20 protein-coding genes and 1 tRNA gene are annotated in these 18958 nt (G+C 47.1%); 16 read left to right on the forward strand and 5 right to left on the reverse strand.

Translation table 11 applies throughout. The features are described from left to right. Positions 1-225: 225 nt before the first annotated feature. Entirely contained in the window at positions 226-690 is a 465-nt protein-coding gene (locus BGI33_RS08560; protein WP_100090793.1) for an Lrp/AsnC ligand binding domain-containing protein, read from the reverse strand. 178 nt (positions 691-868) lie between these two features. On the opposite strand from BGI33_RS08560, the gene BGI33_RS08565 reads away from it, so the two are divergent. From BGI33_RS08565 to metG, 11 genes are all read left to right on the forward strand, one after another. Continuing rightward, positions 869-2125 carry a D-amino acid dehydrogenase gene (locus tag BGI33_RS08565; protein WP_100090794.1) on the forward strand — a complete coding sequence of 419 codons (1257 nt, stop codon included), beginning with the start codon at positions 869-871 and terminating at the stop codon, positions 2123-2125. Between the two features lie 143 nt (positions 2126-2268). Next, positions 2269-2442, forward strand: coding sequence for a hypothetical protein (locus tag BGI33_RS12930; RefSeq protein ID WP_143557150.1), 174 nt, complete (start codon positions 2269-2271; stop codon positions 2440-2442). 38 nt (positions 2443-2480) lie between these two features. After that, positions 2481-2783, forward strand: coding sequence for a hypothetical protein (locus tag BGI33_RS08570; RefSeq protein ID WP_143557151.1), 303 nt, complete (start codon positions 2481-2483; stop codon positions 2781-2783). A gap of 259 nt (positions 2784-3042) precedes the next feature. Beyond that, positions 3043-4101 carry an alanine racemase gene (alr, locus tag BGI33_RS08575; RefSeq protein ID WP_100090796.1) on the forward strand — a complete coding sequence of 353 codons (1059 nt, stop codon included), beginning with the start codon at positions 3043-3045 and terminating at the stop codon, positions 4099-4101. A 120-nt stretch (positions 4102-4221) separates the two neighbouring features. Then, positions 4222-5379 carry a succinyl-diaminopimelate desuccinylase gene (dapE, locus tag BGI33_RS08580; protein WP_100090797.1) on the forward strand — a complete coding sequence of 386 codons (1158 nt, stop codon included), beginning with the start codon at positions 4222-4224 and terminating at the stop codon, positions 5377-5379. Between the two features lie 10 nt (positions 5380-5389). Beyond that, a complete protein-coding gene (gene argF / locus BGI33_RS08585) occupies positions 5390-6388 on the forward strand; it encodes an ornithine carbamoyltransferase (RefSeq protein ID WP_100090798.1) in 999 nt (332 codons plus the stop codon). A gap of 35 nt (positions 6389-6423) precedes the next feature. Continuing rightward, complete coding sequence (locus BGI33_RS08590) at positions 6424-7647, forward strand: multidrug effflux MFS transporter (RefSeq protein ID WP_180297072.1); 1224 nt, start codon at positions 6424-6426, stop codon at positions 7645-7647. A 70-nt stretch (positions 7648-7717) separates the two neighbouring features. After that, positions 7718-8794 (forward strand): prephenate dehydratase, encoded by a 1077-nt coding sequence (pheA, locus tag BGI33_RS08595; protein ID WP_100090877.1) that lies wholly within the window; start codon positions 7718-7720, stop codon positions 8792-8794. Between the two features lie 62 nt (positions 8795-8856). Beyond that, complete coding sequence (locus BGI33_RS08600; RefSeq protein WP_100090799.1) at positions 8857-9462, forward strand: LOG family protein; 606 nt, start codon at positions 8857-8859, stop codon at positions 9460-9462. Beyond that, positions 9456-10019: a ubiquinone biosynthesis accessory factor UbiJ gene (locus BGI33_RS08605; protein WP_100090800.1), complete on the forward strand. Its 564-nt coding sequence runs from the start codon at positions 9456-9458 to the stop codon at positions 10017-10019. The genes BGI33_RS08600 and BGI33_RS08605 overlap by 7 nt, the downstream gene beginning before the upstream one ends. Positions 10020-10120: 101 nt before the next feature. Next, positions 10121-12178 carry a methionine--tRNA ligase gene (metG, locus tag BGI33_RS08610; RefSeq protein WP_100090801.1) on the forward strand — a complete coding sequence of 686 codons (2058 nt, stop codon included), beginning with the start codon at positions 10121-10123 and terminating at the stop codon, positions 12176-12178. Between the two features lie 140 nt (positions 12179-12318). Here metG and BGI33_RS08615 read toward each other — a convergent pair whose 3' ends face one another. The 4 genes from BGI33_RS08615 to BGI33_RS08630 form a co-directional block, all read right to left on the reverse strand. Beyond that, on the reverse strand, positions 12319-13605 hold the full coding sequence (locus BGI33_RS08615) for a dicarboxylate/amino acid:cation symporter (protein WP_100090802.1): 1287 nt from the start codon (positions 13603-13605) through the stop codon (positions 12319-12321). Positions 13606-13943: 338 nt separating this feature from the next. Then, positions 13944-14020, reverse strand: a tRNA-Pro gene (locus BGI33_RS08620). A gap of 83 nt (positions 14021-14103) precedes the next feature. After that, positions 14104-14817, reverse strand: coding sequence for an SAM-dependent methyltransferase (locus BGI33_RS08625; protein ID WP_100090803.1), 714 nt, complete (start codon positions 14815-14817; stop codon positions 14104-14106). Beyond that, the gene (locus BGI33_RS08630; RefSeq protein ID WP_100090804.1) at positions 14814-15404 is read right to left on the reverse strand and encodes a Maf family protein; all 591 of its coding nucleotides are present in this window, start codon (positions 15402-15404) and stop codon (positions 14814-14816) included. The genes BGI33_RS08625 and BGI33_RS08630 overlap by 4 nt, the downstream gene beginning before the upstream one ends. 51 nt (positions 15405-15455) lie before the next feature. Here BGI33_RS08630 and BGI33_RS08635 point away from each other — a divergent pair, with 51 nt between their 5' ends. The 5 genes from BGI33_RS08635 (at position 15456) to BGI33_RS08655 (ending at position 18935) form a co-directional block, all read left to right on the forward strand. Further along, the gene (locus BGI33_RS08635) at positions 15456-15959 is read left to right on the forward strand and encodes a YceD family protein (protein ID WP_100090805.1); all 504 of its coding nucleotides are present in this window, start codon (positions 15456-15458) and stop codon (positions 15957-15959) included. A gap of 32 nt (positions 15960-15991) precedes the next feature. After that, entirely contained in the window at positions 15992-16171 is a 180-nt protein-coding gene (rpmF, locus tag BGI33_RS08640) for a 50S ribosomal protein L32 (protein WP_037404788.1), read from the forward strand. A 167-nt stretch (positions 16172-16338) separates the two neighbouring features. Then, complete coding sequence (locus BGI33_RS08645; RefSeq protein WP_100090806.1) at positions 16339-16866, forward strand: phosphoribosyltransferase; 528 nt, start codon at positions 16339-16341, stop codon at positions 16864-16866. A gap of 9 nt (positions 16867-16875) precedes the next feature. Beyond that, on the forward strand, positions 16876-17895 hold the full coding sequence (plsX, locus tag BGI33_RS08650) for a phosphate acyltransferase PlsX (RefSeq protein ID WP_100090878.1): 1020 nt from the start codon (positions 16876-16878) through the stop codon (positions 17893-17895). Positions 17896-17972: 77 nt separating this feature from the next. Next, positions 17973-18935, forward strand: coding sequence for a beta-ketoacyl-ACP synthase III (locus BGI33_RS08655; protein ID WP_100090879.1), 963 nt, complete (start codon positions 17973-17975; stop codon positions 18933-18935). The last annotated feature ends 23 nt before the right edge of the window (positions 18936-18958 follow it).

Genomic DNA, 18958 nt, shown 5'->3' on the forward strand with positions numbered 1-18958 from the left:
GTAGACTATAGCAAGTTGCCAGAAAAGTGGTTTTTTTCTGGCTAAGAGGAATTATAGTTATTGTTGTTACGGTAGAGTGTGCGCCCGAGCTATGTTTATTTAACTGTTTCTCAAGCAGGCTATGGCACAGCTAGATAATGAGACGGTGTTACTGGTGAATTTTATTTAGGCTAATAAATAATACAGACTGTGATTAATCTGGCCAGCACTTAATACAGCCGGCATTTATTCCAGGTGTAACATCTGTTCTTCTTTTACTTCCTCCATAACAACATAACTGCGGCTTTCGGCTGCGGCCGGTAGTTGCAACAGAATGTTGCCCAGCAGGTTGCGATATGCATGCATATTGGGCAGGCGTACTTTAATCAGGTAATCGTATTCGCCGGAAATCAGGTGACATTCCAGTACTTGCGGAATGGTCAGTACTTCACGGCGGAAATCTTCAAAAATATTGCCGGATTTGGAACGCAGTTTGATTTCCACAAACACCAGCAGGCTCTGGTTTAAGGCGCGCGGATTCAGGCGTGCGTGATAGCCGGTAATGATGTTTTCTCGTTCCAGTCGCCGTACCCGTTCGGTGACGGGAGTAGTGGACAATCCTACCTTGTCGGCCAGTTCGGTCATGGTGGTACGAGCGTTTTTTTGTAGTAAGGACAGTATCTTCATGTCCACTTTGTCAATATGGTGCATGGTTTATCTATGATATAAATGTGATAATTTATAAAAATACTCCTTTTTTTTGTTTAAATAAAGTGAAATTCACTACCATTCTTTGTTTACACTATGAAAAGTAACTAAATGGGCTGTTTGAGGATTAGGCAATTGAACGGCTGAGATTATTCCGTTTGATTACTAGGGAGACGAGGGAATGAAAGTATTGATTATGGGGGCAGGTATTATTGGTGTAAGTACTGCCTGGTATCTGGCTAAAGCCGGACACGAAGTTACTGTACTGGAGCGCGCTGATCAGGCCGCGATGGAAACCAGTTTTGCCAATGCCGGCCAGTTATCCTATGGCTATACCACACCGTGGGCAGCACCGAATATACCGGCTAAAGTATGGAAATGGCTGTTCAGGGAGCATTCTCCTTTGCTGATTCGCCCTGATGGCAGCCTCGCACAATTGCAATGGCTGTGGCAGATGTATCGCAATTGCAATGCACAGAGCTATGCAACTAATAAAGAACGCATGGTACGTATTTCTGAGTATAGCCGCGAGATGTTGCAGCAGCTGGAGGCAGAAGAAAATATTCAGTATGAAGGGCGCAAGCAGGGTACTTTGCAAATTTTCCGCACGGAAAAAGAGGTGATCGATTCCCGTTCTGACATAGCTGTTTTGCAGGAATTCGGTGTGCCGTTGCAGGTACTCAATAGTGTTGCTGAATGTACGCAGTATGAACCAGCACTGGCACATATGGCCGGAAAGCTGGCCGGTGCATTGTATTTGCCTCAGGATGGTACGGGTGACTGTCATTTATTTACTACTCAGCTGGCCGAAAAGTGTGCGGCTTTAGGTGTGAAGTTTTTATACCGGCATGCTATTTCGGAAATTCAGCAGGATAAATGCTCGATTAAAGGCGTGCAGGCTAATGGCCAGTGGTTTACTGCCGACCATTATGTCTGTGCGCTAGGTAGTTTCAGCCGCAATATGCTGAGCAAGCTGGGGATTAATCTGCCAGTTTATCCGGTGAAGGGATATTCACTGACTATCCCGATAATTGATCAGGATAAAGCACCGGTTTCTACGATTATTGATGAAACTTATAAGGTGGCGATAACGCGTTTTGATGAACGCATCCGAGCTGGTGGTATGGCTGAGTTGTCTGGTTATCGTATTGAACTGAACCCAAAACGTAAGGCTACGCTGGACTTGGTAGTTAATGATCTGTTTCCGGGCAGTTGCCATACTTCTGAGGCTTTTTTCTGGAGTGGTCTGCGCCCGATGACACCGGACAGTACGCCGATTATTGGTGCCAGCCGTTTTGTGAATCTGTCGTTGAATACTGGCCACGGTACGCTGGGCTGGACGATGGGGCTGGGTTCGGGAAAAATTCTGGCAGATTTGATTAGTGGGGTTAAGCCAGAAATTGAAACCAGTGATTTATCGCTGGCACGTTATGTTTAAGCGAATAATATCGTTTGATGAAATGTATTTGCCTGTGTGATGCGGTACCAGAATATGCAGTTTTTAAGGACATACAGGAGTGGTAAAAGGTTTTATTATAGTTAATATATTATTAATTTATCCTGTTTAGGGATAAGGTGTATATGGCTAATGATAAAATTCTATTACTGGATGTTGCTCCTGTTGGCCGGATTATAGAATTTGATACGCTAACGGCTACGCACCGGATACTGGTGGATGAGTTGCATGATTTTCCTGATGGTATTGCTGTTGACCGGCAACACAGCGGCTATTTTATTCAAGCATGGAGCGGATAAAGGAACCGGAGTCACTTGAATTTTTTCAGGCTGATGGCATGATTGCAGAAATTCCGCTGGATGGGCATCATCGGTATGAGCTGGTGGGCAATGGTTTGTTTGTCCCCGGTAAACAGGTGGTGTTTGATGAACAGGAACAGCAGATTTACTGGTGTGACTGTGAGAAAGTGCGTGTCTGCCGTTATGATGTGGTAAACGGTAGAATAGAGGTACTGGTACAGACTGGTTTGTATCTGCGTAATGCACATGACTATTCACGTCACTGTGTCGGCATTGCGCTGGATAAGTCGCATAATTATTTTTTACTGGACTCAGAAAAGGCACCTGATGAAAGGTGGTGAAAGCCGGACTCTGCGTGCCCGTTTGCAGCCAGGAAGCATATGATGCATGAAGTGCTGGCAACCGGTTTACAGGACGAGATGGTTTAGCTGCGGATTTTGCCAGTTCTGTGATCTATATTACAGATCTGGGCGGTAATCTGTGGCGGTATGATATACAGCAGCGCAGATCATTGCGTAAATTGGCTCAGTTTGGTTCGCTTACAGGGATTGCTTTGCTTAAACAATAAAATTTGGTAACCACGATAACAGGGGAGTCATTATGCGTCCGTTAGTTGCGCATATACGTTTAAATCACTTACGTGATAATTTTCTGGCTTTAAAACAGATGCATGGCGGTGGCAAAATGCTGGCCGTGGTGAAAGCTAATGCCTACGGACATGGTGCAGTGCGTTGTGCTCAAGCGCTGGCTGATATGGCTGATGGTTTTGCGGTGGCGTGTATCAATGAAGCGGTGCAGCTGCGGGAAGCGGGCATACGATTGCCGATTGTGATGCTGGAAGGTGTTTTTGCCGCTGAAGAATATGCGCTGGTAGACCGTTACCAGTTATGGCCAGTAGTGGGTAATTTGTGGCAGCTGGAAACCCTGCTTGCTCATGACTGGCAAAAACCGGTGACGGTATGGCTGAAAATGGACTCGGGCATGCACCGTACCGGCTTTTTTCCGCATGATTATGCTCCGGCCTATCAGGCGCTGGCACAAAGTGACAAGGTAGCCGATGTGGTGAAAATAACCCATTTTGCCTGTGCTGATGAACCCATGAAAACGATGACTGCTGAACAGATTCACACATTTGAGATGGTGTGTGCCAATTTGCCCGGAGAAGTGAGTCTGGCCAATTCAGCAGCAATAATGGCCTATCCGCAAACCCAGTGTGGCTGGGGACGAACCGGACTGGCGCTGTATGGAATTTCACCCATGGGTGGTGTGGATAGCCGCTTTAAGCCAGTGATGCGGCTGGTAAGCAAGGTGTTTGGTGAGCGGGTGTTGCAGATGGGCGAACCGATTGGCTATGGTGCCAGTTTTGTTACCAATCGTTCAACCCGGGTAGGGCTGGTGGCCTGTGGTTATGCTGATGGTTATCCGCGTCGTGCTGCGACAGGCACTCCGGTGGCCATTGATGGCGTACGCAGTAGAGTTCTGGGGCGGGTTTCTATGGATATGATGACGGTACAGCTGGATGACCACCGGCAGTCACTGGGCAGTGAGGTGGAATTATGGGGCGATACTGTCAATGTGAATGAGGTGGCCGCTGCTGCCGGAACCATTGCCTATGAATTACTGTGTAATGTCAAGCGGGCAGAAATGGTATATGAATAAATTGCCATGGATTGTCAATTATTGGGTAAATGTTTGGCAAGACAGAAAAATTGGTTTATAAAGATGTAATATGTTCTCAGGCAGCCTCTCAAGCTGCCTGAAGTTATTTTTTTTGAGTTTATGATAATGGAAATAGAAACACTGAGACTGGCCAAGTCCTTGATTGCACAGCCGTCTGTCACACCAGATGATCATGGTTGCCAGCCGCTGCTGATGAACCGGCTAACAGCACTGGGTTTTCGCATTGAGACTCTGCGGTTTGGGGAGACTGATAATTTTTATGCGGTTTATGGCAAGCAGGGGCCACTGGTATGCTTTGCTGGTCATACTGATGTGGTGCCGGCCGGAGATGAAAACTGCTGGACTTCGCCACCATTCACGCCTACCGAGCGTGATGGCCGGCTGTATGGTCGTGGTGCTGCCGATATGAAAAGCAGTGTTGCTGCTTTTGTCACTGCCTGTGAGCGCTTGCTGGCACAACAGCCGGATTTGCCGCTGCGTCTGGCTTTGCTGATTACTTCTGATGAAGAGGGCGACGGACATAATGGCACTAAACGCGTGGTCGAGATTCTGCAACAGCGTGGTGAGCATATTGATTACTGTATTGTAGGTGAGCCTACTGCTGTTGATACGCTGGGGGATATGATAAAAAATGGCCGGCGTGGCTCGTTATCCGGCACATTGCGGGTACATGGCCGTCAGGGACATGTGGCTTATCCGCATCTGGCTGCTAATCCTGTTCATCTGGCCGCAGCGGCACTGGCTGAGTTAACAGCCACACACTGGGATGACGGTAATGCCTATTTTCCGCCTACCGGATTTCAGATTTCCAATATTCATGCTGGTACTGGTGCTACCAATGTGATTCCGGCTGAATTAACGGTGCAGTTTAATTTCCGTTTTTCGACTGAATCCAGTGCCGAGGGTTTGCGCCAGCGTGTGCATGCCATTCTGGATAAGCATGGTTTACACTATGATTTGGACTGGGCATTGTCGGGACAACCATTTCTGACCGCAGCCGGACGTTTAACCACCGTGGCACAGACAGCCATTGATCGTGTGTGCGGAGTGGCTGCACAGCTATCTACTACCGGTGGTACTTCTGATGGCCGCTTTATTAAAGCCATTGCCAGTGAACTGATTGAATTGGGGCCAGTGAATGCAACCATTCATCAGATAGATGAGTGTGTGGATATTACTGCCATAGCACAGTTATCGGCGATTTATGAAGATATGCTGCAACAGCTTGCCCAGCCTGATTCCTGCCAATCTGCATAAGGAGAAAATAATGAGTCTTGTTAGCCAGAAACATTTTTTAAAGCTGCTGGACTATACACCAACAGAAATCCAGACGTTGCTGGATTTAGCCGCCAGACTGAAAACTGAGAAGAAAACCGGCGCAGAGCAGCCACGTCTGACGGGTAAAAATATTGCGCTTATTTTTGAAAAAACTTCTACCCGTACGCGTTGTGCCTTTGAAGTGGCTGCACATGATCAGGGGGCGCATGTAACCTATCTGGATAGCAGTGGCAGCCAGATTGGCCATAAGGAAAGTATCCGCGATACCGCAAGGGTTCTCGGACGCATGTATGACGCCATTGAGTATCGTGGTTTTGGTCAGGAGATTGTTGAGCAACTGGCTGAATATGCGGGGGTTCCGGTAATTAATGGATTAACCAATGAATACCATCCTACGCAAATGCTGGCTGATTTGCTTACCATGAAGGAAAACAGCAGGAAACCTTTAAGCCGGATTACCTATGCTTATGTAGGCGATGCCCGCTACAACATGGGTAATTCTCTGCTGGTAGTCGGTGCCAAAATGGGCATGGATGTGCGTATCGGTGCCCCACGCATCTTCTGGCCGGATGATAGTCTGGTGGCACAGTGTCGTGAGATTGCGGCGCAGACAGGTGCGCGGATTACCTTAACAGAAGATGCAGCCGCCGCAGTTAATGAAGCTGATTTTATCCATACCGATGTCTGGGTATCGATGGGAGAGGCGAAAGAAATCTGGAAAGAACGTATTGAGCAGCTCAGGCCGTATCGGGTCGATGCCCGGCTGCTTGCAGCCAGTCACAATCCTGATGTTAAATTCATGCACTGCCTGCCGGCGATTCATAATCGTGATACCCAGCTAGGGCAATGGCTTTTCGATGAGTTTGCTCTGGATGGTGCTGAAGTGAGCGAAGATGTATTTGAAAGTGCTGCTTCTATCGTATTTGAGCAGGCGGAAAACCGGATGCATACCATTAAAGCCGTACTGGTAGCATTACTGGGCACCTGAACGGATTTAGCCTGTTGTTAATGGAGAGAATGGTTATGAAAGCTTCCCCCAATCAGTTGCTGATTAATCCGCACTATCTGGCATTGCTGTTAGCGGTGATGGTGGCGATTATGCCATTTTCCACGGATATCTATCTGTCTTCTGTGCCAGAAATGGCTACTTCCTTACATGCACCGATTTATCAGGTTGAGCGCAGTTTATCCAGTTTTATGTTTGGTGTGGCACTTGGACAATTGCTTGGGGGAGCATTATCCGATATTAAAGGGCGCAAAGTTATTGCCATGATTGGCCTGAGTATCTATCTGCTCTCAGCCATTGCCATTATCTTCATTGATTCAGCCGGCGAACTGCTGTTCTGGCGGTGGATTCAGGCTCTGGGTGGCGGCATGGCAACTGTCACTGTAGGTGCTACGGTACGTGATTTTTTTCAAGGCAATGAAGCGGCCAGAATGTTTGCTACCATAGGCATTATCACGCTGGCTGCACCGCTGGCTGCTCCGATGCTGGGTACAGCACTGGCCGCGCTGGATGGCTGGCGTATTATCTTTATTTTTCTGCTCGTATATGCTCTGGTCGTGCTGATGTGTGTGTGGCGGTTTATGCCGCAGGCTAAAATGGACTTTCAGCCACTGGACAGTCAAATTTTCCATAAGATAAAACAGAATTTTTCTGTGGTTTTTCATGAGCGTGAAGCACTTGGATTCATGTTTTTGCAGACTGCTGCTTTTGCGGCCATGTTTGTCTTTCTGACTGAATCTTCATTTGTTTATATGAATATCTATGGCTTGAGCGCACATCAGTATTCTTGGGCTTTTGCCGCCAATATAATTACCATGATGCTGTTTAACCGGATAACAGCCTATCGTCTGCGTACCACGCCGGCGCGAAATATTTTACTCAGTGGTGTGTTCCTGCAACTGGGCTGTAATTTATTATTAACCATGGTGGTGTGGAGTATGGATCGGCCACCGTTTTTCCTGCTACTGGCGCTAATCATGTTTTCCATTGGTTCACAGGGGCTGATTGGCTCCAATACGCAGGCATGTTTCATGAGCTATTTTCGTAAAATAGGCGGCAGCGCCAATGCCGTGCTGGGTACCATGCAATTTCTGATTGCCGCCATAGTGGGCTGGCTGACTACATTGGTGCATAATGGTTCGACACATGTGATGCCGACGATGATGCTGATTTCCTCCAGCTGTGGCGCCATTTTGCTATGGGTTTTGTCACGTAGTGCATGGCAGAAAAAACTTAAATAATTCCGGGCAGCCGTAGCAGGCTGCCTTTTTCATGTCTTTCTTGAACAAACTACTAATAACATTACTAATTATGTATGATAATGATAAACTCAAACCACATCGCGATGCTATAGACCAGATTGACAGCGAAATTTTGCGGTTATTAAACCAGCGTGCCGGCCATGCTCAGGCCATTGGTACGTTAAAAGGAGAAGGCATAGTATACCGTCCTGAGCGTGAAGCAGCCGTTTTACGCCGGATACAGGAGCAGAATCCGGGACCATTATCTGATCAGGCGGTTGCCCGTTTACAGCGGGCGATTATGAGTGAATGTCTGGCATTGGAACGGCCGTTAACCGTGGCTTATCTTGGCCCGCAGGGCACGTTTACCGAACAGGCTGCCATCAAACATTTTGGTCAGGCAGCACAGACACATCCATGTGCTTCAATAGATGAAGGTTTTCGTCTGGTAGAAGCGCAGCAGGCAGATTACGTGGTAGCACCCATCGAAAACTCTACTGAAGGTTCAGTGGGGCGCACGCTTGATTTGCTGGTAACCACGCCATTAAAAGCCTGTGGTGAAGTTAATTTGCGCATTCATCATCAATTGCTGCGTGCTGTTGCTTCTGAACAGGGCATCAATAAAGTTTACGCGCATGCACAGGCATTGGCACAGTGCCGTAACTGGCTGGATAAAAATCTGTCTGAGCAGGTGGCACGGATTGCCGTGGCCAGCAATGCCGAAGCAGCACGGCTGGCTGCTGCTGACAGTGGTGCTGCGGCCATTGCCTCACTGATGGCTGCCGACCATTACCAGCTCCAGACACTGGCACAGAATATCGAAGATGAACCCAACAATACTACCCGTTTTCTGGTGCTGGGGCGCAATATCACCACCAGCAGCGGCCGGGATAAAACTACGCTGATTGTGGCTGCACCCAATAAGGCTGGCGCTGTACATGATTTACTCCAGCCTTTTGCAGACCATCATGTTTCCATGACCAAGCTCGAAAGTCGCCCTAGTCATGGTGGTTTATGGGAATATGTATTCTTTATCGATATTGAAGGCCATCAACAGGATGCAGCAGTAGCGGCAGCACTGGCTGCCTTGCAGCAGCGTTCGGCATTCCTGAAACTGATTGGTTCTTATCCGCAAGCTGTGATTTAAACGTAAAACAAATATTGGCCTGAAACAGGCGCAAATCACCTCTGGCATGGAGAAAAACAAGTATGAAAAATATTGTTGTATATTGTGGTTCCAATTTGGGACAGAATAAAGCTTATTTCGATGCTGCGCAGCAGCTCGGACAGGAAATGGCACAACAGGGATACCGTCTGGTTTATGGTGGTGGCAATATCGGTCTGATGGGTACAATTGCTTCGGCCGTGCTGCAACATGGCGGTGAAGCCATTGGTGTGATTCCGAGCTTTCTGAAAAATATGGAAGGTGCACATCCGGGGCTGACTGAACTGTATGAAACAGCCAATATGACCGAGCGCAAAAACAAAATGATTGAACTGGCTGATGGTTTTATTGCCATGCCCGGTGGTCTGGGCACTTATGAAGAGTTGTTTGAAGTGTTATCACAGGCACAGCTAAAGCTGCATCCTCATCCGGTAGGGATTCTGAATGTAGCCGGCTTTTTTGATCCGTTAATCCAGATGCTGCAAAATACTGTGACAGCCGGTTTCATGCCACCAGAAAACATGGATTTACTTTGCTGTGCCACCATACCGGCAGAACTACTGGAGCAGATGCGTCACTGGCAGCCGCGGGATGCGGTGAAATGGGTTACACCGCAATGGGCGCAGCAGAGCAGAGAAACGCTATGTTAACTCTGGCGCTGCTTAATCACCTTATTCAGCAGAATGTAGAGCTCAAAACGCGCTGGCAGCAGCACCAGCAGCGGGTTATTGCACTGGTGTTACCTATGCTCACACTTAAGGGACGGATTGATGCACAGGGTTTCTGGCAGGAGGATTGTGCCGAAGCTGACACCACAATTACGATTGCGTCAAGCGCACTGAGTAAAATGCTCAGTGGCATACAGCCGGGTGTGGGCGATGTGCAGATTAGCGGTGACCGCGCACTGGGTATGGCCATTCTGCCGCTTATACAGGCATTACAATATGACTGGCGTGATGATATTGCTCGGCTGCTTGGTGATGCTGTGGGCGGAAAAGTGGCACTGGAACTGGAAAATCTCTATCAGCATGGCCGTGCAATCAGCCACAGTATTGCAGCACAGGTGGCTGATTATGCACGTGAGAGCGATGCCGCTGTAGTGGGGCAGATGCAATTACAGCAGTTTGCTGCTCAGGTGGCAACATTACGCGATGACAGCGCACGTCTGGCCGCTCGCATTGCTCGCTTGCACCAGAAACTTAACTAAATTCCACTTTGCTCGAACAGCATATAAGCCGTTACTGTAGCAAAGAAACGGCTCTGGTATAATTTCAAGAATTTTTACTGGATTTCAACGATACATCAATCATGACACAACAACGCAAAATACTGGTTACCTCTGCCTTGCCCTATGCAAACGGGAACATTCATCTGGGGCATATGGTTGAACATATTCAGACAGATATCTGGGTGCGTTTTCAGAAAGCCCGCGGACATGAGTGCTACTACGTCTGCGCTGATGACACGCATGGTACGCCGGTGATGCTGGCAGCACAAAAACAGGGTGTAACGCCAGAAGAAATGATTACCAGAGTACGTCAGGACCATCTGGCCGATTTTACTGGTTTTGGTATTGGCTATGATAACTATTACAGTACCCATTCTCCTGAGAATGAAGCATTATCCCGCAGTATCTATCTGGCTTTGAAAGCCAATGGCAAAATTGAAAGCCGTACCATCGAGCAGTTGTTTGACCCGGAAAAAAATCTGTTTCTGCCAGACCGCTTTGTTAAAGGTGAATGCCCGAAATGTCATGCGCAGGACCAGTATGGCGACAATTGTGAAGCATGTGGTACTACCTATAGCCCAACCGAGCTGATTAATCCGTATTCTGCCATTTCTGGCGCTACTCCAGTACTGAAAGAATCAGAACATTTCTTCTTTAAGCTAGGAGAGTGCGCTGATTATCTGAAACAATGGACTGCCGGCAATACCCAACTGGCTGATGGCCGCCGGCAGCCGCATTTGCAGGCAGAAGCCCTGAATAAAATGAATGAGTGGCTTCAGGATGATAACCTGAGTGACTGGGACATCAGCCGTGATGCGCCTTATTTCGGCTTTGAAATTCCGGATGCACCCGGTAAATATTTTTATGTCTGGCTGGATGCGCCTATTGGCTACATGGCTTCGTTTAAAAACCTGTGTGAGCGCATCGGCGTGGATTTTGACCACTGGTTCCGTGCAGACACCGATACCGAAATGTATCATTTTATTGGCAAGGATATTCTGTATTTTCATGCACTGTTCTGGCCGGCAACCCTGCAATATGCAAACCTGCGTGCACCGACAGGCGTATTTGCTCATGGTTTTCTCACCGTAGATGGGCAAAAAATGTCTAAATCGCGCGGTACTTTCATTACAGCACGCTCCTATCTGGAACAGCGTCTGAATCCGGAATGGCTGCGGTATTATTTTGCGGCCAAGCTCAATAGCAAAATTGAAGACCTGGATTTAAATCTGAACGATTTTATCGCCCGTGTTAATAGCGATTTAGTTGGTAAATACGTGAATATTGCTGCCCGTGCTGCCGGGTTTATCAGCAAGCGTTTTCAGGGTAAATTAACCGATGTCAGTAACAGTGAGCTGTTGCCACAGTTACAGGCACAAACTGAAGCCATTGCAGCCTGCTTTGAAGCACGGGAATATGCGCGTGCCTTGCGCGAAATCATGGCACTGGCCGATGTGGTGAATGAATATGTAGATGCCAACAAACCGTGGGAGCTGGCACGGCAGGAAGGTCAGGAAGTACGTTTGCAACAGGTATGCAGTGAGCTGATAAATGCTTTCCGTATCCTTACTGTCTATCTGTCGCCAGTATTACCGCAGTTGGCTACTGAAGCGGCAGCTTTTCTGAATGTGGCGCCACTGAGCTGGGCAGACAGCACGACTTTACTGCCAGCAGGTCACAGCATTAATGCCTATCAACACTTGATGCAGCGGGTGGAACAAAAGCAGATTGATGATTTGGTGGCGGCCAATCGCCAGAATATTCAGCCAGCGCCAACAGCTGCTACTGCCGCATATGAAGCTGTGGCTGCCACAGCCTCATTTGATGATTTCATGAAAATCGATATGCGTGTGGCCAGAGTGCTGACATGTGAAAAAGTTGAAGGTAGCAGCAAATTGCTCAAATTTCAGGTTGATCTTGGCTTTGAACAGCGCACGATATTCTCAGGTATTGCAGCCAGCTATCCTGAGCCCGAAAAACTGGTTGGACGCATGGTAATCGTGGTGGCCAATTTTGCGCCGCGTAAAATGGCCAAATTTGGTATGTCTGAGGGCATGATTACTTCGGCTGCCGGTAATGGCAAACTATTCTTATTGGATGTAGATAGTGGTGCTGAGCCGGGTATGAAAGTCGGCTGATTATTCATTCTAAAAAAACAGACCAGTTAATATTAACTGGTCTGTTTTTTTATCTAAAAAGTGATGAGATTGTTAATCTCATCACCTGTGATATGGCCGCTAAATTTCTGTAAGCAGAATCTTACACCTAAATGAAATGATTATTTCAACACTTCATGCAAGCGCTCTGAATCCAGACCTTTTTCCCAGCGTGCAACAACAATAGTAGCACAGGCATTGCCAACCAGATTGGTCAGGGCGCGGCATTCAGACATAAAGCGGTCAATACCCAGAATCAGCGCCATTCCTTCTACCGGTACAGACGGTACAACGGATAATGTGGCAGCCAGTGTGATAAAGCCGGCGCCGGTTACCCCTGCTGCACCTTTGGAGCTGAGCATGGCCACCAGCAGCAACAATACCTGCTGTTGCAGTGTCAGATCAATGTTACAAGCCTGCGCAATAAACAGTGCGGCCAGGGTCATGTAAATATTCGTACCATCCAGATTGAAGGAATAACCAGTAGGTACAACCAACCCAACAATTGATTTTTTGCAACCGGCATTTTCCATTTTCTGCATCAGCGTAGGCAGGGCGGCTTCAGATGAGCTTGTGCCCAGTACCAGTAACAGTTCTTCCTTAATGTACTTCACCAGCTTGATAATAGAAAAGCCGTTATAACGGGCTACCGCACCCAGCACAATCAGAATAAACAGCACTGAAGAAATATAGAAAGTCAGAATCAGGTAGAGCAGATTACCAATAGAGTCAATACCGTATTTACCAATGGTAAAGGCCATGGCACCAAATGCGCCTACTGGTGCCGCGCGCATCAGAATGGATACCATTTTGAAAACCGGTGCAGACAAATCATGAAAGATATTGATCAGCGGACGGGCTTTTTCACCAATCATGGCCAGAGAAACACCAAACAGAATAGCAATAAACAGGGTTTGCAGGATATTGCCATTGGTAAGCGGACTCATTGCAGTAGTCGGAATGATGTCCATCAGAAAACCGGTCAGACTGGATTCATGTGATTTCTGCACATATTCATGAACCTTGGCACTTTGCAGGGTAGTCGGGTCAATATTCAGACCGTGTCCCGGCTGGGCAATATTGGCCACAAGCAAGCCAATAACCAGTGCCAGAGTAGAGAAGGTGAGAAAATAAACCATAGCCTTGCCGGCTACACGTCCCATGGTTTTCATATTGGTCATCTCGGCGATACCGGTTACCACGGTGAGGAAAATAACCGGGGAGATGATCATTTTAACTAATTTGATGAAAGCATCGCCCAAAGGCTTCATGCTTTCGCCAACACTGGGGAAAAAGTTACCAAGTAAAATACCAATAATAATGGCGATAATTACCTGTACATATAGAATCTGATACCACCGCTGTTTCTTTTGTGGTGGATTCATTTCCTCAATTTCGAGTGGTAACATGTTAATCTCTCAAGGATTTGTGTTTAAAAACTACTGGGTTTTAAAGTTATTATGAGCATTATGAGGCATAATCCGCTGATTATAAAGCCTACATAACTTAACGGAAAAGCTTTATTAATTACTAAATGATAAACATACAGTCAAGAGACGCATACTATAAAGGATTTTTTTGTAAAAACATTAGCTTGGCAAAAATTTAATTCTATTTACGATGGCTTGTTTTATTTCTGGAAAGTATAAATATTATTCTTTATATTGTAATAGTAGAGTCATTTGACATAAATTACTCGGTTGTAAAAAAACCGTCTGCTCATATTGAACAGACGGTTTTAAATATATGGTCGGAGTGAAAGGATTCGAACCTTCGACCCCCTCGTCCCGAACGAGGTGCGCTACCGGGCTGCGCTACACTCCGAAAGAAGTTGTGCATTATAGGCAGCGCTGTGCACCTTGACAAGAGCAGGGCGCAAATTATTCCCAAAAAATGTCAGGAAGGTATCAGCCAGCATACAGCACAAACAGGCATGGCCTTTTTTTCAGTTGCGGCAGTAATTTCATGCTTCTCCATGCTGCAATACTCTGACTGATAATGGTTTGAGTGGGCATGGTTAGATCAGCTGCAATACACAGGCGGGTTTGCGGATGCAGACTGGCAATCGCATCTGCCAGTAAAGCATCATTGCGGTAAGGCGTTTCAATGAAAAGCTGGGTTTCATTTTCCTGCCGTGAACGGTTTTCCAGTGCACGCAGACGTTCTGTACGTGCGGTTTTCTCTGCAGGCAGGTAGCCTTTAAAGGCAAAACACTGTCCATTGGCGCCAGAGGCCATCAGCGCCAGCATGATACTGGAAGGGCCAACCAGTGGCATAACGGTAAAACCAGCCTGATGTGCCAGTGCCACTAGCTGTGCTCCCGGGTCAGCTACTGCCGGACAGCCAGCTTCACTAAGTAGGCCCATACTGCGGCCTGCCTGTAACGGTTGCAATAATGCAGCAATATCGCGCTCTGCTGTATGTTCATTCAGCGTACGCAGATTCAGTTCACGAATCGGCGTGTGTACGCCAAATGCCTTTAAATGAGCACGCGCCGTTTTTTCGGCTTCAACAACAAAATCGGTCAGATTAACAATATATTCCCGTTCATATGCAAGCAGACAGGGCGTGTCTGCCGTTCCTAATGGTGTAGGAATCAGATAGAGTACAGGGCTGCTCATAAAATATTTATTCCTTCAGCCAGTAGAAAGTCCACCAGCCGAAAAACCGGCAAACCAATTAGCGCATGTGGGTCTGTGCTTTCAATACGTTTAATCAACAGTGCGCCCAGTCCTTCACTTTTGGCCGCACCAGCACAATGTATTGCATCAGGTTCCAGCGTCAGATAATAACTAATTTGGGCATCTGTTAAAGTACGCATCATAACGCGTGTTTCATCAATATGCTGATGCAGGCGGTTTTCAACAACATTAAGTACCGTCAGGGCACTGTAAAACACCACCTCTTGACCACTTAAATAGTGTAACATCTGTTGTGCTTTTGCCACGGTTAGCGGTTTACCCAGTTGCTGTTCGCGACACCATGCTACCTGATCGCAGCCGATAATCAATGCATCTGGATAAAGACTGGTTAGCGAATGGGCTTTACCACTGGCCAGACGTAAGGCAGTCTGTGGCGCAGCTTCGCCAGGTAGTGGTGTTTCCTCAAAATCAGGGTTGACTGCCTCAAAAGGAATGTTCAATTGCTGAAGCTGCTGCTGGCGAAAACATGAACTGGAGGCCAGAATCAGCTTTTTCTCAATTGGCATAATTGCGAACTCATTGACATTAGAAGACTTAAATTATATCATCCGCCGTTTATGTTAGACCCTATTTTGATTGATACAGCCACGTTCACACGTGAACAGCAGCAACGCGGCGGTCAATTGCAGCTTCAGGCGCTTGACCGGCGGGTTTGGTCACATGAACTTTTGGCGCAACGCGATGGCATTATCCAGTATAAAGTCAGCGGTGGTATTGACCGCTGGCAGCGTTCTTTTATCGATATCAGCATAGAAGGTGAATTGCAGCTGGTGTGTCAGCGCTGTTTACAGGCAGTTTCCTGGGCGCTGAATGACCAGTCGCATATAGTGCTGTTTGCCAGCGAACAGTTGCTGGACGAGGCCATGGCCGCTGATGAATCACTTGAAGGCGCAGTATGGAGTGCAGAATATAATCTTACTGCACTGCTGGAAGACCAGATTTTAATGGCGATTCCGTTTGCTCCGCGACATGAAGACTGTGATCACACTCTGGCACCCCAAACCAATCAAGACTCTGGCAATCCTTTTGCCAGACTGGCAGGACTGAAAAGCGGCCACTAACGAATTAACTTAAATTACCCAGGAGCTTTAACATGGCAGTACAACAAAACAAAAAATCACCTTCAAAACGTGGTATGCACCGTTCACACGATGGTCTGACCGCTGTACAGGTTTCTACTGACACCACTACTGGTGAAGTACATCTGCGTCATCACATTTCTCCAAATGGTATGTACCGCGGACGCAAGGTAATCAAAGCCAAAGGTGAATAATTCACATCTGTGATTATTAAATGCGTATGAAAGCCAGACATTGCATTAGCAATCACTGGCTTTTTTGTATCCATTGTTAGCAGGATAATTCATCCTGTTAAAATAAAATACTTCTACTTTTCCAGCAGCCATCAGTGGCTTGCTCTTTATATTGACCCGGGTTTCCCATGAAAAAAATCTGGTATAACTACGAAGACATACATCGTGCCATCAAACAGCTGGCAGAAAAAATCCAGAAATCAGGACATTCATTTGATGCAATGATTGCTATCGGTGGTGGTGGATTTATTCCGGCTCGTATATTGCGAAGTTTTCTGAATATTCCTGTATATACTGTTACTTTGTCTTATTATGACATCAACGACTGTCCGACCGACTGCCCACAGAAAATCCAGTGGACTAATGGTTTTGATGAAAAAATGAAAGACAAAAAACTGCTGATTGTTGACGAAGTGGATGACAGTCGGGCTACACTAGAATACTGTATTCGTGAATTACAGCATGAAGGTTTCCAGCAGCTGGGCGTTGCTGTATTGCACGAGAAACGCAAACCCAAAAAAGGGGTATTGCCAGCTGATTTACCTTTCTATAGCGCAATACAGGTTGATGACTGGTGGATTAATTATCCTTGGGATGCACTTGATATTGATGAGCACTATGAAAACGTTGCAGCCCAAACGACACCTGAGGCATAACATATGACCTTGAAAACCATCGCAGTTGATGCAATGGGCGGCGATTTCGGACTGGATGTAACCATTCCGGGTGCGCTGACATTTTTACAGCAGCAAACAGATGCGGCACTGATTCTCGTTGGTGACGAGACTAAAATCAGAAATGCATTAACTGAAGCTAATGCTTCCATGGAGCGGATTACTATCTGTTCTGCCAGTGAAGTGGTAGGCATGGATGAAGAACCAACGTCAGCGCTTAAGAATAAAAAAGATTCTTCCATGCGTGTGGCCATTAACCAGATTAAAGAAGGTCAGGCGCAGGCTGCCGTATCGGCTGGTAATACTGGTGCCCTGATGGCAACCGCACGCTTTGTATTAAAAACCATTGCCGGTATTGATCGTCCGGCTATTGCCAAGTTTTTACCCGGCCGCAATAATCATGTCACACTGGTACTTGATCTTGGTGCCAATGTTGATTGCAGTAGTACTCAGCTTTTGCAGTTTGCCATCGTTGGCAGCCAGCAGGTGGCAGCACTGTCGCCTGAAAATATCCGCCCGCGGGTGGGTTTGCTTAATGTTGGTACTGAAGATATCAAGGGTAATGCCGCCGTCAAGGAAACCTATCAGCTTCTACGGCGCAGCAATCTGAATTTTGTCGGCAATGTTGAAGGTAATGCCATTTTTACGGCCGAAGTCGATGTACTCGTAGTTGATGGCTTTACCGGCAATGCCATGCTGAAAAGTATTGAAGGTGCTGTTAAATTCGTTGGTACAGTTGTTAAAGAGGAGTTTACCCGCAGCTGGTTTAATAAACTGGCCGCTTTAATTGCATTACCAACATTAAAAGGCTTTAAACAACGTTTGGACCCACGACGCTTCAATGGTGCTATTTTTCTTGGTTTGCGTGGTGTGGTAGTCAAAAGCCATGGTGGCACCGATGCTACGGGTTTCTGTTTTGCACTGCAGGAGGCTTACAAGGCCATCAAAGCAGATTCAATCAAGAAAATTCAGGCCGGTGTAGCCCAGCAATTGGCTGCACTGGAAGAATAAATCATCCTGTTACAAAGGCAGACAAGTTAAATAACTTTGTTTAAAATGTGGCCTTTGTCGTAAATAAAGACTATGCCATGCTAAATGCTCATATTCTAGGCACAGGCAGTTATCTGCCTGCACGCCGTCTGTCCAATGATGACCTGAGCAAAATTGTTGATACCTCCGATGAGTGGATTGCCACACGTACCGGTATCAAAGCGCGCCATATTGCTGCGGAAAATGAACAGACCAGTGATTTGGCTGTTGCTGCAGCACAGGCCGCACTCGCCGATGCTGCTATAGCTGCAGATGACATCGATCTGATTATTGTTGCTACATCAACGCCAGACATGACCTTTCCGGCTACTGCCTGCATCGTACAGAACAAACTTGGTATTTCTGGTTGCCCGGCATTTGATGTTCAGGCAGTGTGCGCCGGATTTATGTATGCAATGGCTACGGCCAATGCCTATATCAAAAGCGGTATGGCGAGCAAAGCACTGGTTATTGGCGCTGAAACTTTCAGCCGCCTGCTAGACTGGAATGACCGGCGTACATGCGTACTGTTTGGTGATGGTGCCGGAGCTGTAATTCTGGGTGCCTCCGAACAGGAGGGCGGTATCATCAAGACCAGATTACAGGCAGATGGCGGCTATAGCCATATCCTGCAAACGCCGGGAAAAATCGCTGCCGGTGCCATTGAAGGGTCACCCTATCTTTATATGGATGGTCAGGCAGTGTATAAATTTGCTGTCAAGGCACTGGCCAATATTGCCAAAGAAGTTATTGAAGAATCTGATTTACAGCCGGCTGATATAGACTGGATTATTCCGCATCAGGCCAATCTGCGTATCATCGAATCCACTGCCCGTCATCTGGGCGTACCGATGGACAAAGTCATTGTTACGCTGGCAGAGCAGGGTAACACCTCCGCAGCCTCTATTCCGCTTGCTCTGGATGAAGGGATTAAAAGCGGTCGCATCCAGCATGGCCAGACTTTATTACTCGAAGGTATTGGTGGTGGTTTTGCCTGGGGTGCGATTACCCTGAAATACTAATATCGTTCTTATCAGGGTCGGAT

The sequence above is a fragment of the Snodgrassella alvi genome, assembly GCF_002777425.1.
In the GTDB taxonomy this organism is placed as follows: domain Bacteria; phylum Pseudomonadota; class Gammaproteobacteria; order Burkholderiales; family Neisseriaceae; genus Snodgrassella; species Snodgrassella alvi_B.